This is a genomic window from Parabacteroides merdae ATCC 43184 (assembly GCF_025151215.1).
Taxonomy (GTDB): domain Bacteria; phylum Bacteroidota; class Bacteroidia; order Bacteroidales; family Tannerellaceae; genus Parabacteroides; species Parabacteroides merdae.
On the sequence record NZ_CP102286.1, the window covers coordinates 3,436,870 to 3,457,577 of the forward strand.

15 protein-coding genes and 1 pseudogene are annotated in these 20,708 nt (G+C 44.1%); 12 read left to right on the forward strand and 4 right to left on the reverse strand.

Features of this window, described 5'->3' with window-relative positions; all coding sequences use genetic code 11:
• Window positions 1-11 precede the first annotated feature (11 nt).
• Window positions 12-1,131 (reverse strand): annotated as a pseudogene (locus NQ542_RS14150) (helix-turn-helix transcriptional regulator).
• Between the two features lie 202 nt (window positions 1,132-1,333).
• Between NQ542_RS14150 and NQ542_RS14155 the strand changes: the two are divergent.
• A complete protein-coding gene (locus tag NQ542_RS14155; protein ID WP_005633851.1) occupies window positions 1,334-2,290 on the forward strand; it encodes a fimbrillin family protein in 957 nt (318 codons plus the stop codon).
• Window positions 2,291-2,727: 437 nt separating this feature from the next.
• On the opposite strand, the gene gadC is transcribed toward NQ542_RS14155, so the two are convergent.
• Window positions 2,728-4,308 (reverse strand): putative glutamine/gamma-aminobutyrate antiporter GadC, encoded by a 1,581-nt coding sequence (gene gadC / locus NQ542_RS14160; protein WP_005633853.1) that lies wholly within the window; start codon window positions 4,306-4,308, stop codon window positions 2,728-2,730.
• Window positions 4,309-4,517: 209 nt separating this feature from the next.
• Between gadC and NQ542_RS14165 the strand changes: the two genes are divergently transcribed.
• Together NQ542_RS14165 and NQ542_RS14170 are read left to right on the forward strand one after the other, a co-directional pair.
• The gene (locus NQ542_RS14165; protein ID WP_005633855.1) at window positions 4,518-5,291 is read left to right on the forward strand and encodes a potassium channel family protein; all 774 of its coding nucleotides are present in this window, start codon (window positions 4,518-4,520) and stop codon (window positions 5,289-5,291) included.
• An 81-nt stretch (window positions 5,292-5,372) separates the two neighbouring features.
• The gene (locus tag NQ542_RS14170; RefSeq protein WP_121955703.1) at window positions 5,373-5,591 is read left to right on the forward strand and encodes a hypothetical protein; all 219 of its coding nucleotides are present in this window, start codon (window positions 5,373-5,375) and stop codon (window positions 5,589-5,591) included.
• Between the two features lie 85 nt (window positions 5,592-5,676).
• Here the strand turns inward: NQ542_RS14170 and glsA are convergent, their stop codons facing one another.
• Both glsA and NQ542_RS14180 read right to left on the reverse strand, forming a co-directional pair.
• On the reverse strand, window positions 5,677-6,642 hold the full coding sequence (gene glsA / locus NQ542_RS14175; RefSeq protein ID WP_005649750.1) for a glutaminase A: 966 nt from the start codon (window positions 6,640-6,642) through the stop codon (window positions 5,677-5,679).
• A gap of 2 nt (window positions 6,643-6,644) precedes the next feature.
• A complete protein-coding gene (locus NQ542_RS14180) occupies window positions 6,645-8,084 on the reverse strand; it encodes a glutamate decarboxylase (RefSeq protein ID WP_005633862.1) in 1,440 nt (479 codons plus the stop codon).
• Between the two features lie 189 nt (window positions 8,085-8,273).
• Here NQ542_RS14180 and NQ542_RS14185 point away from each other — a divergent pair, with 189 nt between their 5' ends.
• The 9 genes from NQ542_RS14185 to NQ542_RS14225 all read left to right on the forward strand — a co-directional run bounded on the left by NQ542_RS14185 (window position 8,274) and on the right by NQ542_RS14225 (window position 20,660).
• The gene (locus NQ542_RS14185) at window positions 8,274-9,506 is read left to right on the forward strand and encodes an MFS transporter (RefSeq protein WP_005633864.1); all 1,233 of its coding nucleotides are present in this window, start codon (window positions 8,274-8,276) and stop codon (window positions 9,504-9,506) included.
• An 18-nt stretch (window positions 9,507-9,524) separates the two neighbouring features.
• Window positions 9,525-10,427 (forward strand): DMT family transporter, encoded by a 903-nt coding sequence (locus NQ542_RS14190; protein ID WP_005633866.1) that lies wholly within the window; start codon window positions 9,525-9,527, stop codon window positions 10,425-10,427.
• 121 nt (window positions 10,428-10,548) lie between these two features.
• Window positions 10,549-11,001 (forward strand): DUF4252 domain-containing protein, encoded by a 453-nt coding sequence (locus tag NQ542_RS14195; RefSeq protein ID WP_005633868.1) that lies wholly within the window; start codon window positions 10,549-10,551, stop codon window positions 10,999-11,001.
• Entirely contained in the window at window positions 10,991-11,509 is a 519-nt protein-coding gene (locus tag NQ542_RS14200) for an RNA polymerase sigma factor (RefSeq protein WP_005633870.1), read from the forward strand. The genes NQ542_RS14195 and NQ542_RS14200 overlap by 11 nt, the downstream gene beginning before the upstream one ends.
• Complete coding sequence (locus NQ542_RS14205; RefSeq protein ID WP_005633872.1) at window positions 11,493-11,900, forward strand: hypothetical protein; 408 nt, start codon at window positions 11,493-11,495, stop codon at window positions 11,898-11,900. The genes NQ542_RS14200 and NQ542_RS14205 overlap by 17 nt, the downstream gene beginning before the upstream one ends.
• 4 nt (window positions 11,901-11,904) lie before the next feature.
• The gene (locus tag NQ542_RS14210; RefSeq protein WP_005633874.1) at window positions 11,905-12,399 is read left to right on the forward strand and encodes a DUF4252 domain-containing protein; all 495 of its coding nucleotides are present in this window, start codon (window positions 11,905-11,907) and stop codon (window positions 12,397-12,399) included.
• A gap of 414 nt (window positions 12,400-12,813) precedes the next feature.
• Window positions 12,814-15,924, forward strand: coding sequence for a SusC/RagA family TonB-linked outer membrane protein (locus tag NQ542_RS14215; RefSeq protein WP_005633876.1), 3,111 nt, complete (start codon window positions 12,814-12,816; stop codon window positions 15,922-15,924).
• A gap of 35 nt (window positions 15,925-15,959) precedes the next feature.
• Window positions 15,960-17,486 carry a RagB/SusD family nutrient uptake outer membrane protein gene (locus tag NQ542_RS14220; RefSeq protein ID WP_005633878.1) on the forward strand — a complete coding sequence of 509 codons (1,527 nt, stop codon included), beginning with the start codon at window positions 15,960-15,962 and terminating at the stop codon, window positions 17,484-17,486.
• Between the two features lie 60 nt (window positions 17,487-17,546).
• Window positions 17,547-20,660, forward strand: coding sequence for a glycosyl hydrolase (locus NQ542_RS14225; protein WP_005633880.1), 3,114 nt, complete (start codon window positions 17,547-17,549; stop codon window positions 20,658-20,660).
• The last annotated feature ends 48 nt before the right edge of the window (window positions 20,661-20,708 follow it).

Here is a 20,708-nt window from a genome sequence, read left to right on the forward strand (position 1 = left end):
TCGTTATGTATTTATTTGTTATTCTTATACTCCGACGGGATCATGCCCGTACACTTCTGGAAAGCCCGCCGGAACGTACTGATCGAATGGAATCCGGAACGTTCGGCAATCTCCTGTATACTGGCATTCGGCTCGGCATCCATCAAGCGCTTGCTTTCCTCGATCCGGAACTGGTTGACATAATCGGAGAACGATTGTCCCAACTCCCGGTTAAACAATTGGGAAAGATAAGAACGGCTGATAGGGAAGATCCGTTGCAAATCCGTCAGACGTAAATCTTCGCGAAGATACGGTTTTTCTCTTTCAAACCATGCACTTACTTCCTCTGCATAGCGTTTACTGAGAACCCTGTGTTCATCATCGTCATTGTCGTCCTCTTGATACGGAAGATCCCATCCGCTTTTAAAAGAATGCTCCAAAACAACTACCTTCAGAAATAGCGCCTTATAAAAAGAAATAATACCAAACGAACAACAGGACTGTTTTGTCGATCACATACATCAATGGTGTATTGGTCAGCAATAAGACAAGATAGAAACCATACAGAACAATCAAAATTATCATGGTTTTCCTTAACCATTCCAAATCATATTCTTCCGGATCGGAAACATTCTCTGCTAAAAAAACATTGAAGTCTTTACTGTACCTTGCTATCAGATAAACGGGCAGAATCATATAAAACAAAGTCAGCAGAAAGACTGTCATACGAAGCAAAACATCCATATTCAAGTATTCGAAAACCTCCCTTATTGAATAGTAGGTATGAATTTCACCTCCCGACAAACGATAAGTCAGGTAAGCCAGTCCACCAAAAACAACCGGACTGATAAATAAGAAAAAACGTTTGCAGGTAAGAAACCCGGGCCGTAAGACCTCAATCACATAACAAGCAAGCGTTGCCGTTACCAAAGCACCCATAATCAATATATCCGGATGGAAAGCCTCTTTCGGTTTATGCAGGTAAAGATTCACAGACAACCTTATGGCAGCCAGAAAAGCCCACAAAAACATACCCCACCCTAATATCCTTTTCGCCCGGTTATCACCGGCCCGGAGCAATAGGGTAGCTCCGCCGAAGATACAGAATCCGATGATCTGTAAGCTTAATAAAAACTGAATTTTGTCCAACATAATATATCCCTCGTATCAAGTAAACAAATTGAAGCATTAAATAGTTGATCTGAACCATTAGTAGACAATTTGATGCCTGTAGATAATTTGCGCCTCGTGGTTTTATACGATTTCATCGTGGTTTTATACCGAATGCACCCTCTACCTCTCCAAACTGACTGATCTTTGTACCTGCAATCACTTCACAAAAATAATACAAAGAATGAATAAATTACTACTATTTATGATAACGGCGGTTAGTATTTTTAGTTGCACAAACGACTACGATCCGGGACTCATTGAAAATTTAGGCATGAAAGAGCAACCTTTAAGAATAATAACAAAGGTGCTGACAACAAAGTCTCCTAATTTTATGCAAGAATTTACAAGAGGATCGGTCATCGGGTTGCATGTCGTCTCGGAAAGTACCGGCAACATCTACGATAGTAATCCGGATTACAAAAACGTGCGGGCTGAAGCCTTTCTGGTAAACTACAAGCTGAACTGGCGCCAGTCACCCGATATTTATCTGAACGAGGAACCAGTCACCGTTTATGCCTATTACCCGTATCAGTCGCAGGTTAATTTCGACCCGGAGAATATCCCGGTCCGCATATCGCCAGACGCTTCCCTGACGAAAGATTACATGTACGGGATACAGGCCAGCGGGCAACGAGCGGTCAACCAGATTTCCCCAGTCGCGTTGCTTAACATGAATCATACGCTTTCGCTCCTGAGCTTCCAACTGCGAATAACACCGGAAGCAGAAGGCTGCTTCCTACTCCATGCGATACAGATCGGAAACAAAGCCGGCGGTACAGCTCTTTGCTTCAAGGGTAAGATGAACATTAAAACCGGAAATATCGGCGGATGTGCCGGAACAAATGCCTCTACCCGACTGAAACTGAATACTCCGCGCATGTTGAAAAAGATACCGGACGAGCCGCAACAACTAATGGTAATTCCCACATCGCGTATCAGAACAGACGGAGATGTGGAAGTGCTCTTCACCATCAACGAAACGACATTCAAATATAAAATTCCCGCCAATACGAAGTGGGAAAAAGGAAAAAGATATATCTACAACCTTCTTTTCAACGGTAAAGACATCACACTCGAAAATGTAAGTACCAGCGAATGGCTTCCTGTTGAAGGGAATATGAAAAATACTATTCTGTAATGTAAGTTTTATTTTATGTTCGGTTATGTCAGGTGTAACAGCCGAATATCGCCACTCAAAAGACATATGAAAGCGCCCCGCCCATTTTATCCCTTCTCAACTTATCGCCAACAACACACCTCTATTCAAATTTAACCAGGACGGGGCCGCTTTTCATCTCACTTCTCATTTACAAAAATATTTATGCATGATGAACTTGTAACTGAATGTATCATATCCCATGCACTCGTCAAGCTACGGAACCCCCAATATGTAACTGTTTGAGCACTCACATCTCCTGATACTAGTCTCTTAAATAAACAAGGGCAGTCCATACATTGTGAACTACCCTTGTTTCATTCTATAATCAATAATATTTTCAGGAAAATAATAATTTATCTCTCACTCCGGTCTCTGCCCTTAACGCTCACCAGCTTAGGCCGGAGCAAGCCTGACGGTTAGATCTTGCCTGACGTTCCGGAAGAAGATATGCCGGTTACAGTGTTGCGATCCGATGTTTTAGAAGCGGAGGACGTTGTTTCAGAAGCTATATTTGTAGCAGTCGCAGCAGTTCCTTCTACCTGTTTGTCGACTTCCCAATGGAACGGTTCAAAGGCAGTATTCGGGTCCACCCAAGACGGTTTTTTGGCAGCATAGATAATGAACGGAGCGGCTACCACCACGATAGCGCCGATAATCAGCACGGCAAACCAAACGGTATTGTTACCTGTAGAAATTTGACTGGGCGGAATAAAACTCAGTACGAAGGCAAGCAATGAACCGCAAAAACCAAGGCCGCCGATAAACCACATCAGACCGTTGCCACTCTTACCGATACGGAACGGACGACCGGCTTTCTTCATCCGATAACGCAATGCGATTGCACCAGAGAACATCAGCATATACATAATCAGGTAAAGGATAACTGTCAACTGTGACAAAATCTGATAGAAACTTTGTACGGAAGGCATAACCACGAACAACAAGCTCAGGAATGTAACAGCCAAGCCCTGAACCAGCAGGATATTTTTCTGCACACCCAACTTATTTGTTTTCTGGAAGAACGGAGGCAGATAACCGGCTTTGCCAACGGCAAAGATACCTTTTGACGGACCGGCCACCCATGTCAATACGCCTGCCAACACGCCGAAAGCCAATGCAACTGCGATAACCGGCGACAGCCAAGAAGCATGAATAAACTTAAAATAGTTGTCAAAACCGACCAACAAACTCTGAGTCAAGTTAATGTCCTTCTGCGGGATAATGATACCTAATGCAAATGTTCCCAACACGAAGATCAACACCGTGATCAGCGCACCGATAAACACGGCCTTCGGATAATTGACGGAAGGGTTTTCGACATCTTTCACATGAATACCGCCCATTTCCATACCGGCATAAAAAAGGAAGATACTGGAAGCAAGCACCAGGTTATCGAACTTCGTAAAGTCGGGGAAGAAATTGCTGTGGAAGTCCATGTTGGAATGACCGCCGGAAGCCAGGTACACGATACCTAAGATAATCAACAAGGCAGCAGGGATGATCGTACCGACGATGCCACCCACTTTAGCCACTTTACCTACCCAGCTCAGACCTTTCAAAGAGATAAACGTAGCGAGCCAGTAAATAATCAATACGACAACCAGCGTATACATTTTGTTTGAAGCCAGCGTCATATCGTGCGCATCGTTCATCCCAATAAAGGCGATGGATACAGCACCGAAAGTCAATACGGTCGGATACCAGATCGTACTCTCGATCCATTGTACCCAGATAGCCAGGAAACCCCATTTCTTTCCATAGGCCTCTCCTACCCATCGGAATACCCCGCCCTGTTTATCCTGGAACATGGCAGCCAACTCAGCTGCCACCAACGAGGTAGGAATTAAGAACACGATTGCCGCAAACAGATAATAAAAGGCTGAACTCAGTCCATACACAGCCTCAGCAGGCAACCCGCGGAGCGAGACGACTGCCGTGACATTCATAATCGCAAGAGTAAATACTCCAAGTTTTACTGCTTTTCCAATATTTGCCATGAATTTTACTATTAAAATGTGAATTTTGTTTTGTTTAGTTTTGCTTGTATTGACAGTATAACAACTCGTTTTTGTGTTAGTTTGTCAACAGGATGTCAAACTTGGTTAATTAACAGACAAGTGTTAAAAACAAAAGGTGTCATTTTGCTGTTTCATCGGATAAAATGTAAATGATGATTTACAAAATAAATACCAAATATTAAAAGACAATGAGAACTGCATTCAATGACTTTTTTTATGAAAAGCGAGGCATTTACGGAGTGCTTCATGTGATGATATTGCTACTCTCGCTTTTCCTGATTGTGGATATTTCGATCGACACGTTCAACAACATACCGTTCATCTCTCAGACTTCGTATCTGAAAACGCAGTTCTGGATCTGCATGTTCTTCATCGCCGATTTCATATTGGAGTTTTTCCTGTCAAAAGATAAAATTCATTATTTGCAAACCCATTTCCTCTTCCTGCTGGTTTCGATCCCTTATCTTAATATTATCAATTACTACGATTTCACCTTCTCGGCCGAAGTGACCTATTTCCTACGTTTCATCCCGCTCGTACGCAGCGGATGGGCACTGGCGATCGTCGTCGGCTGGCTAACTTCGAACCGGGCCTCCGGACTCTTCGTCTCCTACCTGACGATGTTGCTGGCAATGGTCTATTTCTCCAGCCTGATCTTTTTCGTGATCGAACAGAAGGTGAACCCTGAAGTAAAGGATTACAACGACGCCCTCTGGTGGGCTTTCATGGACGTGACGACTGTCGGTTCGAACATCATCGCGATCACGCCTACAGGGCGTATTTTGTCGGTCCTGCTGGCCGCTCTCGGCATGATGATGTTCCCGATCTTCACGGTCTATGTCACGAGCCTAGTACAATCGGCAAACAAGAAAAAAGAAAATTATTATAATCAAACGCATCCCGTCTCCTCCGGACAAGCATCAGAAGCCAAACCGGCCGGTTCCACTCAAACAGACAAATAAATTCAAGACTACTTATTGTAAAAAACAAGTTATTTAACAATTGGCAGGTCTGGCGATGAAAGAATTCAAATATTCTTCTTTTTGAATATAAAACGTACTTTTCCCATTTATTTGCCGATCTATTACCATGAAGACGGTCGTCATCGCCAAAATACTGCGCAACTCTTTGCTTTTCCTACTCAGGCTGACAAAACAGAAGCAATAACCGGACAAGTTGCCTATCACATACTTTCTGTTGTCAAACAAAAACCGTCAGGCCGAACAAAATGCAAGATTAAAATGAACTGGAATCTCAAATGAAAAACTATTCCCGCAAAAAACAAGCCTCCCGTCTCCCTATTATTTCAGGGGAGTGGAGGCTCGTCAACTAAAAGAATAAACCGTTTTAACCGGTGATTGTAAACCGGGTACTGCCAAAAATGGAGAGCCCCAGTTTATTCATTATATATTTGATCGCCAATTGTGCTTTCACCGAATTGCCGGAGCTATCCAATGGAGGCGCAAAGGCGGAGATTCCGAAGTGTCCGGGCATGATCCCCATGACACCGCCGCCAACACCCGTTTTGGCAGGAATACCGGAAGTGAACAACCAGTCTCCCGTACGTTCATAGAAACCGACCGTAGCCACTAAGGATGTGATTTTAGGCGACAAAGAAGCGTCAAAGATAAGTTTCTTTGTAACCGGGTTCACGCCATCGTTGGCAATCGTTGCTGCGGCGATGGAAAGTTGTTCGGCTGTGATACCCAACGAACACTGGCGAGTATACAGGTCGAGCGACATATCCGGATCGTCATAGATACGGTTGTAATTCTTCAGTAACCAGGCGATAGAACGGTTATTGAAGTTGGTGGCAGTCTCTGACTTGTACAGTTCATCGATCAATTGCGGAGCACTCCCGCAAAGGTCGGTGATGTTGGAAACGATGGCTTCCCACTTCTTGTCGGACTTACCGAGCGGCTGTACCATACTGCAAGCCGTGATCGCACCAGCATTTACCAGCGGAGTGGAAGGATGGTCATTTTCCAGCAAGATCGCCATGATGGAGTTGAAAGGAAGACCGGTGGCATCGGCACCGATCATCTTCAGCACTTTCTCGGCTCCGTACTGGCGAAGTGCCAGGATAGCCGTATGTACTTTCGAAACGGATTCGATCCCGAAACAGTAGGAAGAGTCCCCTAACGTAATGGTTCTGCCATCCAACAGGCAGATACTGATACCGAACAAGTTCTTGTCAATATTAGCCAGATAAGGGATGTAATCAGCATTCTTGCCACCCGTATTATCCTTGAACTGCTCGTAAGCCTCCTGTGCCGCTTCTTTTATCTGTGAAACGGAAATTGTTTTACTCATGATCATTTCTTTTTATGGGGCATACCCGTATGAGTAAACACAGAACCTTTCACTTCCTGATTCTTATCCTGTGCGATACGGGTAGGAGTCGGATATTCCAGTTTTTCAAGTTCCGCAACAGCTCCTGTGATATCATTCAGCAACTGGTCAGCCATGTCGCGACTAAATCCCTGACGGGCAACGATACGCATCACGACATGGTTTTCAAGATTGTTTGGCAATGTATAGGCAGGAACCATCCAACCGCTTTGTTTCAGTTTATCCTGCAGGTCGTACAGGGTCCATTTCGCTTTTTTCGCATAGTCCGGTTTCAGATACCAGATAAACAACGGGTTCACGACTTCGTTGCTGTAGTTCACGAACGGAGCCATCTTACCAATCTGATCATGTAAGTATTGGGTAACCGCCATGCTGTTTTCCTGAACTGCTTTATACCCTTCGAACCCGAGACGGATAAATTGGTAATATTGTCCGAGGATCTGGGCGGCAGGACGGGAGAAATTCAGACCTACCTGTGTGATATTGGCTCCCAAATAATTTACACTGAATGACATGGAGTCGGGCAAATATGACTTGTCTTTCCAAACAACCCAACCCAGGCCCGGATAAACCAGACCGAACTTATGTCCGGACGTACTGATGGAAAGAACCCATTTCAAACGGAAGTCCCACTTCAATTCCGGTTTCAGGAATGGGAGGATAAAACCGCCGGAAGCAGCATCCACGTGAATTGGAATATCGTAGCCGGTCTTTGCATTGTAGGCATCGAGTGCCTTATCCAAAGCCTCCACATCATCGTTCAGACCTGTCCATGTAACCCCTTGGATCGGCACAATACAGATTGTATTTTCATCACACATCTTCAATGCTTCTTCGGGATCGAGCGTAGTCTTCTCCAATGTCAGAGGCACCTGGCGCATTTCGATCTGCCAAAGCTGGGCGAATTTTTCCCATACAACCTGAAATCCGGTAGAAATAACGAAGTTCGGCTTATCCACAGGCTTACCGGCGGCTTGCCTTTTCTTACGCCAGCGCAACCAAGCTGCGACACCTCCCAACATACATGCTTCGGACGAACCGATAGCCAATGCACCGGCTTTCCATTTTGCCTGTTCGGGAGTATTCCACAAATTGGCTACGATGTTGATACATTTGGCGTTCATAACGGCAATACGCGGATATTCCGTTTCATCGATATAGTTGATGTTGATCGCCTCGTTCATAAGTTTGGTTGCATAGTCGTCCATATAGGTAGTTACGAATGTCGCCAGGTTCAAGCGGGGCTGTGTCTGTGCAAACGTTTCGTCTTTAACCATCTGATACGCGATTTCCGGGGTGGTAGGACCATCAGGGATTTTGTCTACAGGAGAGGCTTGTAGCATCTTTTCCGAGCCAAAGATTGCTGTCTTGGCATCACCTTTTCTGAAATTAGAATCTTCCATGTCTTTTTGTTTTTAATTAATAATGGCGCTATCGACTTGTTTCGGCCGATTGTATGGCAAAAACAGCTACTATCCGCAATTGTTCTGCGTTTTTCGTTAAACATACGATATTTGGGGTTTATTAAAACAATGAACTTTCACTATTCGGGATTGTTTCAATACAATAAAAAATGATGTAACGAAACGATTATGCGAATACAGACCGGACAGGGGACGATTCCTCTTATCACGCTAATAGGCATATGGTCGATATCGGCACTGAATGCACTGCCCGGCCTGGCTGTCTCCCCAATCTTAGGAAGACTTTCTGCAATCTTTCCGCATTCCACAGAACTGGACATACAGATGCTTTCATCACTTCCTTCCCTCTTGATCATCCCTTTTATCATCCTGTCGGGCAAACTGACGGAAAAGATCAATAATGTCCTTCTGTTGCAAGTGGGACTGGTGATCTTCTCGTTGAGCGGCATCCTGTACATGCTTTCCACAAAAATGTGGCAACTGATAACAGTCAGCGCATTATTGGGGATCGGTTCCGGATTGATCGTGCCGCTTTCCACCGGTTTGATTTCCCGCTTTTTTACAGGAACATACCGTACGAAACAGTTCGGGCTCAGTTCCGCCATTACGAATATAACGTTAGTGCTGGCCACCGTTCTGACGGGGTATCTGGCAGAGGTGAACTGGCATTTGCCGTTTATCGTCTACCTGTTTCCGCTGATCTCGATCGTTCTCTCGTTCTATCTGAAAAAGAATATTTCACCGTATCCCGGTATAGGCATAAACACCACTAGCCGGAGAACGGAAAGGCCTGCCGATAGCAGTTTCGGGAAGTTCGGTATACAGATTCCCCACCTGATGCAGATCATGTCGTTCTATGGGTTGGCTACTTACTTAGTGATCATCATCAGCTTCAATCTTCCTTTCCTGATGAAAGAATATCATTTTACCAGCGGTAATTCGGGTATTATGATCTCGCTGTTTTTCTTGGCTATCATGTCGCCGGGATTTATACTGAATCAAATTGTCTCCTTCTTCGGCAAAAAGACCAAATTTGCCTGTATGGTCTCGATCTCTGTCGGAATGGCGCTTATACTCGTTTCCCGCACCGAATGGTTGATCGGGCTGGGTTGTATCTTTGCCGGATTAGGCTATGGTGTCATACAACCGATAGCTTACGACAAAACGACCCGCACGGCTATTCCTGAAAAAGTGACGCTTGCACTGGCATTCGTTATGGCCATGAACTATCTGGCCATTCTTCTTTGCCCTTTCATTATAAACATACTCAAGGATATGCTCCATATCGAGACACAGCAGTTCGCTTTCATCTTCAATATGGCCATTGCCCTGATAGCTGCCGCATGGGCCTACCTGAAACAAGATTCGTTCTTGTTCGACGACCGCATCAAACAAGTATAACATAAAATCCCAAGCATCGTGAAAAATAAAATAAGAGAAGCCAATATTTACATGATTATTTCCAAAACTTTCAGCGGGTTGAATATGAATGCGTTGAAATATCTCCTACCATTATGGATAAGTCCGCTGACGGGTGTAACCCTGCGCTGTACGTTTGCCGCCCTCGCGTTTTGGATTATCAGCTTGTTCACCCAACCGGAGACTTCCACCCGCCGGGAAAAGATTCTCTTATTTCTGTTGGGGGCGCTCGGCATTTATGGCTTTATGTTCTTTTACTTGCTGGGATTGAGCAAAACGACCCCTGTGTCAAGCTCCATTTTCTCCAGTTTACAACCTATCTGGGTATTCATTCTTTCTGTCATCTTCTTTAAAGAAACAATCACAAAGATGAAAATAACCGGTATTCTGATCGGATTAGGTGGCGCATTGCTCTGCATCCTGACCCAGAAAAACGATGACCTGGCTTCCGATGCCTTCACCGGAAATCTGCTTTGCCTGCTAAGTTCCATGGCTTATGCAATCTATCTGATTGCAAGCAACCGAATATTGAAGCATGTAGGAGTTATGACAATGCTGCGGTACACCTTTTCCGGTGCGGCTTTCTCCGCCATCATCGTTTCCGGATTTACAGGATTTGAAGCAACACTTTTCACGTTCCCGATCCATTGGAAACCGATGGCAGTCTTGGCATTCGTCCTGATTTTCCCGACCGTTATCAGTTACCTGTTAATACCGGTCGGACTAAAATATCTGAAAACCACACTGGTGGCCATCTATGGTTACCTGATCCTGATTGTGGCAACCATTACCTCGCTGGCATTAGGACAAGATCGCTTCAGTTGGTCCCAATTAATAGCTGTCCTCCTGATTTGTTCGAGCGTTTATTTCGTTGAAATAGCAGAAAGTAAGGAAAAATCATAAATTTTTCTCTTTCTTTGTAACAACAGCTTTTCCGTTCCCGTCTACTTAATGAACGCTCTCCAATAGCGCGCGTTGAAGAGCCGGAACTAACGGAATAAGTAACGATTAATACATTAGAAAGATGAAAAAATACATCGCAATCCTGATCCTCATCCTATTCTGCCAAGCAGGATATAGCCAGAGCATGGACAAGCTGTTCAACGACTTTGCCAAGCAAAAAAACGTAACCCACGTAACAGTCGGCCCGTTCCTGATGAAAATAAGCAGCCTGTTCACCGAGACGATGGGTGTAAAAAGCATCGAAGTCCTTTCTTTCGAGGAATGCGGCAATACCGTCAAAGACGATCTCCGCGCTGCTATCAAGAAACTGAAAGACCCGAATTACGAAACAATGGTCAATGCCAACGAAGAGGGCAACCGCACGAAAGTAATGGTACGTATTGACAAAGACATCATCCGCGAACTGGTAATCTTGACAACCGATGGAGGCGACGATGCCCTGATCCGCATCAAAGGAAAGATCAAACCATCTGACATCGAAAAAGTAATAAACGACCACAAAGATGGATGTTGAGAACTTTAAAAGGCTGTTCCTTCCCCTCCATCCCAAGCTCTTCCGGATTGCTTATGCGCTGGTCGAAAACAAGGCCGATGCCGAAGATATCCTGCAAGATGCCTACTATAAGTTGTGGAGTCGGCGGAATGAACTGACCGATATCCAAAATCCGGAAGCTTTCTGCGTGACGCTGGTCAAGAACCTCTGCCTCGATTTCCTTCGCTCACCTCGTGCTAACAGGCGCGACGCAGATGTCACCGAAGCCGTCACTCTTTCTACCGCTTCTTCACCGGACGAAGAGTTGGAAAGACAAGACAAAGTACAGCAAATCCGCCACCTGATCGACCGCCTGCCGGAAAATCAGCGGCAAGTTCTCCGGTTGAGAGGGATCGAAGACTGTTCGATGGACGAGATAGAACAGATCACCGGCCTGAGTGCCGTCAACATACGGGTGCTACTCTCCCGGGCACGAAAAATAATCCGGGAACAACTTGAAAAATATTATACATATGAATATGGACGATAAAAAGATAGATGAACTGATCAATAAAGCCCTTCAAGAGGAACAAGCTTTACCCGAAGGACTTTCCCGTAGACTGGAAAAGCAGATCGACACCTGGGCTTCCACGGAAGAAAAGAAGACCCGTTCATTGACCCGTAGACGGACTTTATATTGGTTAAGTGGAGTTGCCGCCTCCATCCTGTTGTGCATCAGCTTTTTACAATACAAATCGTCGTATCACGCTCACGACCGGCTCAGCGACACTTACACCAATCCGAAAGATGCCGCCGCCGCTGCCGAAAAGGCTTTACTCCTACTCTCGCAGAACCTCAACAAAGGCATCAGCCAGGTGGATAACGCCGGGCAGGAGATAGATAAAGTAAACAATATTTTAAACAAACATTTAAACGATTAATCTTATGAAATTAAAGAATATATTCCTGATCCTGTTTCTTTGTTGCACCAGCTTGTGCTTTGCCCAGGATAAACTGTTCGAAAAATATGCCGATATGGATAATGTAACATCTGTCTTCATCTCCAAGAAAATGTTCGACATGATCCCTAATGTAGAAAGCGGCGGCCTCAACCTGATGAATCTGAAAGGGAAAATAAACAATCTTCAAATCGTCACTTCCGACAAGCAGGAAGTCCGGGACCAGATGCGAAAAGAATTCAGCAGCCTTATCAGCAAATCACATGAAGAACTGATGCGGGTCAAGGACAACGATACACGCGCCTCTTTCTACATCGTCCAGAACGGTGACCTAATCAACGAAATGATCATGCTGGCCGACACAGATTCAGACTATGTGGTCATCCGGATAACAGGCAAATTCACATTAGAGGATATACAAGATGTGGCGAAAAGTTTTTCCCAAAACGATAAAAAAGAGGTAACGATCAGTTACAACTAAAACCGGAAAAGTATAAATATCCCGAAAAGATAATTATGCTTTTGTGAATACCTTAGTTCTGGTAGAACTAAGGCTATTCTTGTCTGTTGTTTGCTACCGTGACAAAATTAGCTATATAAAACTACTAGATGTTTTCAAAAATGATATTAAAATTAGTCAAATTGATATTCTTTCAAAAAAGATATTCTCATTTTTCCCTTCCAGAAGACTCCAATAACCTCCACAGATAAGCCAAAACCGATAATCGAGCCTACTTTTTTACAACTATCCGTACTGTATAGTTCATAGTTCTACCAGAACAAATTCAATTGCAATCTTAAATCATTAGCCTATGGAGAGAAGTAAATAACACACCTAAAAAGTTTTTGTAGAGAAAATTAGAGTATTTCAACTGTTAAATTAAATTTTAATATTATGATCAAATCGATATACAGCAACTTATTGCCTAAAGCTGTACTATTATCAGTATTTTTAAGCCCCGGATATGTGATTTCAAAAGCTCATGCAAACACAGATTCCATCAGTGGTATAGAACAAACGAACGGTAAACTGTCCGGACGGGTTATCGATGCAAAAGGAGAACCTATACCAGGTGCAAACATATCCGTCAAAGGCACCACCATCGGTACCATTACAGACATGGACGGTAATTTTTCCATTGATGTTAACCCCAATCAAATACTCACCATCAGTTTTATCGGATATGAAACAAAAACAATCCCTGTCTCCAACCAGAAAACATTAAATGTCGTTCTGCAAGAAACTGTAAACCAACTGGACGAACTTGTTGTCGTTAGCTACGGTACACAGAAAAAAAGGGATTTGACCGGATCTGTTTCCAAGATAGATGCAGGAGAATTAGAAAGTTTTCCTGTAGGACAATTTGCCCAAAAACTTCAAGGACAGGTAGCAGGTGTACAAATTAACCAATCTACAGGACAGCCGGGTAAAGGTATGGGATTCCGTATCCGTGGTGCAGCATCTATCAATGGTGGTAGTTCACCTTTATTCGTGGTCGATGGAATCCCTATCAATATGGACCTAAGCAGTATCAATCCGGATGAAATCGAAACCTTTTCCATCTTGAAAGATGCCGCTGCCACTTCTTTGTATGGATCACGTGCCGCCAACGGTGTCGTACTGATCACAACGAAAAGAGGAAAACAAGGTAAAACTCAAGTGGATGTGAATGCTTCATTCGGTATTCAGACTTTAAAGGGACTAAAGACTCCGGATGTTATGAACGGGGAAGAATTTGCCCAATACAAAAAAGAATACTACGAAGATGCTGCCAGATATGAAGGTTATACCGGAGGAGTTCCAGAACAATATCAAAATCCATCCCAATACGGTACTGGTACCAATTGGTATGACTTACTGACACGCAATGCCGCCACACAGAATTACAGTATCAGTGTGACAGCCAATAAAGACAAGTTCAATACAGCTATCGTATTAGGCTACTTCCGCCAAGACGGTGTTATGTACAATTCTAATTTCGAACGTTACTCTTTACGTGCAAACAATGATTATCAAGTAAACGACCGCTTAAAATTAGGACTGAACATAGCTCCCACCTTGCAAATCAAAAACAACCAAAATACAGACGGAGGTTGGCAGATATTAAGTGCTGCGTTCTTGGCTGACCCAACTGTAAATCCTTACGATGAAAATGGAGAACCTATTCTTTCTCTAAACTCTCCAGGGATGTTCCCTCAACCTAACTGGATACGTGTTTTACATGAAAAAACAAGTAAAACACAGGATTTGGCCTTATTAAGCAATGCTTTTGCAGAACTGGATATATGGAACGGTATCAAATATAAATTCCAGGCTGGTTTCGATTTAGGTGCCAAGAACTATAGAGATTTTACACCTTCGACAGCCGGTGGAGCCATGTTTACTGCTCCCCCTCAAAAAGCAAGTGGACAATACAACACCAACTTCCACTATAGTTGGACTATCGAAAATATGTTGATGTATAACCATAAATTCGGAAACCATAATATAGATGCACTGGTCGGTTATAGTGCACAAAAATATTCCAACGAATATAACCAGCTAACAGCAACTGACTTTCCAAGTGATGATATTCCTTGGATGGGTGCCGGTGCTACAAAAAACGGTGACAACAACATCGAGCAATGGGCATTAGCCTCTGTCATCGCACGCGCGAATTATAGCTTCAAAGACCGCTATTTACTCCAGGCGACATTCCGCCGAGATGGTTGCTCCCGTTTTGGGGCAGGCAATAAATATGCAAATTTTCCTTCCATATCCGCCGGATGGATTGTATCTGACGAAGCCTTCATGGAACCAGTAACCAATGTTATGAACTACCTGAAAATAAGGGCCAGTTATGGACTAACTGGTAACTACAACATTGGTAATTACCGATATATTGCGGGAGTTAGCACTTATAACTATGTCTTAGGTGGCTCTTTAGCTCCGGGAAAAGGATTAGGTAATTTAGGGAACAATGCTCTTACTTGGGAAGAAACAAAGCAACTGGACTTAGGTGTCGATATCGGTTTCCTAAACGATCGTATCTATTTGATGTATGACTATTATAATAAAAAAGTCGATGGACTTTTGTATCAAGTCGATATTCCAAGAGCTTCCGGCTTTTCCAACATTTATTCCAATATCGGTGATTACAAAGCATGGGGACATGAAATCACTTTGCAATCTCGTAATCTTGTCGGTGATTTCAAATGGACTACCAACTTGAATATAGCCTTCAACCGGAATGAAATAACCAAAATGGGAACAAACAACACCCCAAAAGGTGGATATTCCAATCAGGAAGATTTCAACCGTTTAGCAGTAGGAGAACCTATCGGTATATTCATGGGATATGTATTTGACGGCGTATATATGACCGAAGAAGAGTTTAATTCCCAACCAAAGCACGCCTCATCTGAGATCGGAACGGTCCGCATGAAAGATGTCAGTGGTCCTAACGGTGTTCCTGACGGTATAATCGACAACAATGACCGTGTAAAAATTGGTGATCCGAATCCGGATTTTATTTATGGTATGACAAATGAATTTTCCTGGAAGAACTTCGATCTGAGCATTCTGATCAGTGGACAAGTAGGTGGTGACATTATCAATTCAAACTACGAACATACCTTGAATATCGACGGTTGTTTCAATGTATTGAAAAAAGTTGCCAATCGTTGGCGCTCTCCGGAAAATCCGGGTGACGGACAGGTTCCGAGAACAAAAGCCGGTACCACGGAATTATTCCGCTTCAATAATAGCAGTTGGGTATATGATGCTTCTTATTTGACCATAAAGAATATCACTCTGGGCTATACAATTCCGATTAAACCGAGTCAATACCTCTCTAAACTCCGGGTATATGTAACAGCTCAGCAATTAGTCACATTCACTAAATACCCAGGTATGAATCCGGAAATAGCCATGAATGAAGATATGGGATGGAACGGTTTAGGAGTAGATCGTACAACTTACCCGGTTCCAAGAACATTCAGTATCGGATGTAACATTTCATTCTGAAAGAAAAACAAATTATAAATTTAAAGCGAAAGATCATGAAAAAGATATTTAGTTTAGTTGTTGCATTGTTGACTTTGGTTTCTTGTTCGGAAGATTTTCTGAATCTGACGCCTCAATATTATCCGAATGATGCGACATTCTTTAAAACTCAAGAGCAATTCACTCAAGCAGTGAACGGAGCCTATTCCGCTCTACGGGGAGTATCGGCAAGACAAGGATACCTGATGGGAGAAATGCGTTCCGACAATACACATTACACCCGCTATAAAGCAGACCGTGGTCTACACATCTTGTATCGTGAAAATATCGCGGATTTTGTTGTAGATGACCAGAACCAATGGACAAATGAAATGTATTATGCATGTTATACGGGCATTTCAAGAGCCAACACCATTCTGAACCGCATTGAAGGGACGACTTTTCCCGATGATTTCAAAAATAAAACGATCGGAGAAGCTAAATTCATCCGTGCTTTCATGTATTTCCAATTGGTGCAATGCTACGGAGACGTCCCTTTGCATCTGGAAGAAGTGACAGGAGCGGACAACGCATTCTTACCTCGTTCATCTGTTAACGATATCTATACAGCCATCGTTGATGATGTGAAAGATGCCATAGAGAAACTTCCTACGGTCAAATTCCCGCAAAATGGTGCTGCAACCAAAGGAGCTGCCAAAATGCTCTACGCTTATGTATTAATGACAAAGCCAGATCGAGATTATGCAACAGCGGAAACGCAGTTAAAAGATATCATGAATATGGGATATGAATTACTTCCCAATTATGCCGATATATATGACACATCCAAAAAGAACGGAAAAGAATCGATTTTCGAAATCCAGTATCAAATGGGAGATCAGGGACAGCAAAGTGATTGGTTATACTACTTTATTCCCAAAACAACGAATGCAGAAATTATTACAGGTGTTCCGGATTGTAGTACGTTACTGACAGGAGGCTGGAATGTTCCGACACCGGAAATGATCGCTTCTTACGAACCTGGAGACCTGCGTGTCGACCCATCTATCGCTGTTGCAGTCGGTACACTGGATGCAGCAAACGCCTTAGTCGTAGCTGATGTACTAAAAGTCGGTGATCCCAAGATCAATGATTATCAAGTTAATTATCCATTTATCAATAAATACCGTCACGCACACTCCAAAATAGAAAATACAGACGATAACTGGCCTGTTTACCGCTATGCGGACTGCCTGTTATTGTTAGCTGAATGTCTGGTGGAGCAAGGACGTGCAGGAGACGCAGCACCCTATGTCAATCAAGTACGTGCGCGTGCAGGTTTACCTGCTGTTACAACAATCAATGCCGAGGTAGTTGCCAATGAGCGACGTCACGAACTCGCATTTGAGAACCATCGTTGGTATGATTTATTGAGAACAGGAAAAGCTATTGAAGTAATGACTGCCTACGGAAAATATATCAAAACGATTGATACGGAACTTCCTGAACGTACCTATCAGATAAAGCCGGAATATTTGCTTTATCCGATACCTTATAACGAGTTGCAATTAAATGACCAGCTCAAACAAAATCCAGGTTATTAATTATCATATTAACAAAAAGACCTTTACTTTTGTAGTAGAGGTCTTTTTACTATTAGCACCATGAATACACAACGTATTATCAAAAACTTTATATATACCGTCGCAGGAGGTATCCTGTCTCTCGGAACGACTGGTTGCAGTGGCAACAAAGCGGAAACGACAGACAGTTTTTCCACTTTGGAAGCCCAGTTTTCCAACCCTTCATCCGAGTACCGTACAGCCCCTTTTATGGTTTGGAACGGAAAAGTTACAGAAATTGAAATCGACCGTATGCTGAAAGACTTTAAAGATGCAGGCTGCGGAGGTGCGTTTATCCATCCCCGTCCGGGCATGATCACGGAATATATGTCGGACGAATGGTATTCCCTCTACCGTTATGCCGTCGATAAAGGAAAAGAGATGGGACTGGACATCTGGATTTACGATGAAAACTCCTATCCCAGCGGCTTTGCCGGAGGACATGTTCCCGAAGATATGCCCGAATCCTACAACCAAGGACAAGGACTTGAGTTGACAAAAACAGATCTTCTGCCTGACAAGACAGACGAATATTTCATCATCCTTAAAAAAGAAGGGGACAAATGGACAGATATCACGAACGCCCTGAGCCAGCATAAAAAAGCAAAAGGAGAATATTACCTCTACAAAAAGACCTATTTAGGCAAATCAGACTGGTACGGAGGGTATTCTTACGTAGACCTGCTCGTACCCGGTGTGACTGAAAAGTTCATCGACCTCACGATGAAAGGATACGAAAAAACAATAAAGGACGAATTTGGCAAATCTGTTTTCGGTATCTTCACAGATGAGCCCAACATCAGCAGTCCCGGAGGCTTGCGCTGGACACCAGACTTGTTCGAAGTATTCCGGAAACAGTGGGGATACGATCTAAAACCACTACTTCCCCTTCTGGACGAAGAGACGGGCAATTGGAAACAGGTACGTCATAACTATATGGAAACCCTGTTGCAAATGTTTGTCGACCGCTGGTCCAAACCTTGGCACCACTACTGCGAGACGAACAACCTGAAATGGACCGGACACTATTGGGAACACGGTTGGCCGCAAATGAACGACGGACCGGACAATATGGCAATGTACGCCTGGCATCAGGTACCCGCTATCGACATGCTGTTCAACCAGTTCGACGAAACCAACCCGCAAGCACAGTTCGGCAATATCCGTGCAGTAAAAGAATTGCGCAGTGCCGCCAACCAAACAGGTTGTAACCGTACCCTCAGCGAAACTTATGGTGGTGGAGGTTGGGACGAAACTTTTAAAGATTTCAAACGGTTAGGCGATTGGGAGTATGCACTCGGGGTCAACTTCATGAACCAACATTTAGCCCATATGACACTAACAGGAGCACGCAAATACGACTATCCGCCGGTATTCACCTATCATTCTCCCTGGTGGCCCGACTATCGCGAACTGAATGACTATTACGGACGCCTTTCATTTGTTATGAGCAAAGGCATCCAGAAAAACGATATTTTGGTTCTGGAACCCAACTCGACTTTATGGAGCTATTACGTCCATGCAGGAAGTTCCCCGAAACTCATGGAGATAGGAACCAATTTCCAAGCTTTTGTTACAACTTTGGAAAAGAACCAGGTAGAATATGACCTCGGTTCCGAAAACATCATCAAAGACCTCGGAAAGGTAGAAAACGGGCGTTTCATCGTCGGCAATGCCTCCTACTCGACTGTCGTTCTGCCTCCCATGATGGAGACCTTAAACAAGCCTACCTTCAACCTCTTGCAACAATTTGTAGAACAAGGTGGACAGATCATAACCTTCTCCGCTCCCACCCGGATAGACGGGGCTGTCAATGACGAACTGGCCGGACTGTTGACCGGTACAACCGTCACATCACTCCCGGAACTATCCAAAGATGTAATCGCCCGGTATTTCTCTTCCGATAACTTCAGGATTACTTTCAACAGTGGTAACCTGTATCACCATCGTCGCCGGTTTGCAGACGGAGAATTGGTTTTTCTCGTCAACTCTTCTATGGATGAAGTTGTTGACGGCACCCTTTCGACGCAGGGAAAAGCCATGTTGGAAATGGATGCTCTGAACGGGGAAATCTATACGTATCCGTCTTCAAAAGAAAAAGGCATACTAAGTACATCTTTCCGGATCGAACCGGCAGGAAGCCTCTTGCTTTACTGTTCTGACAAGAACCCTAAAAACTATCCGGAACGCCCCGGAAAAGCGGGAAGCAGCCCGGTGACGGCAACAAGCCGGACCACCGTCAGCCGTTTACGCGACAATGCTCTGACAATTGACTTTTGCGATGTTACGGTTAAAGGAAAGACTTACAAGAAACAACATTTCTCCCGTGCCGCCGATATCGCCTTCAAAGCGCACGGATTCACCAACGGCAATCCTTGGAATACCTCCGTACAATACAAACGGAATATCCTCGACCGCGACCACTTTAAGGATGGCGGCTTCACGGCCTCCTATCATTTTACGGTAAACGATGCTTTCGACTATTCCGGTATCAAACTGGTTTCCGAACGCCCCGAACTATTTACCGTAAAAATCAACGGAAATCTCGTGAACGCTCTTCCAGGTGAATGGTGGCTGGACCGTTCTTTCGGCGTTTATCCGATAGGCGGACAGGTGAAAAAAGGTAGCAATACGGTAGAACTCAGCATCAACCCGATGCGTATTTTTGCAGAGATAGAACCGGTCTACATCATCGGAAACTTCTCGGTCGTACCCGAACAAGAGGGATGGAGCATCGGTGCACCACAGGAATCGTTCACACTGGGTAGCTGGAAAGAACAAAAGCAACCGTTCTACTCATGGGATATGAGCTATAGCAAAGAATATACCCTCGATGACCTTACAGGCAGATATGCCGTCAAACTGAACAAATGGAACGGGACGGTAGCAGAAGTATACGTCAACGGACAGAAAGCCGGTATGATCGCCTTCGACCCCTGGCAACTGGATGTAACATCCTACCTGAAAGAAGGCAGCAACACGATCGATGTACATGTGATCGGCAGTTTGAAGAACCTGTTAGGCCCGCATTACCGGAATCCGGCTCCCGGCCTGGCATCTCCCTGGCATTGGAAAAACGTAGACAAACCGATATCCGGAAAAGAATACCAGATGATGGATTACGGGCTGATGGAAGATTTTGAATTAATTCATTAAACATACACGAAAAGAGGGTGCGTGCTTTTCCGGAAAAGCATGGCACCT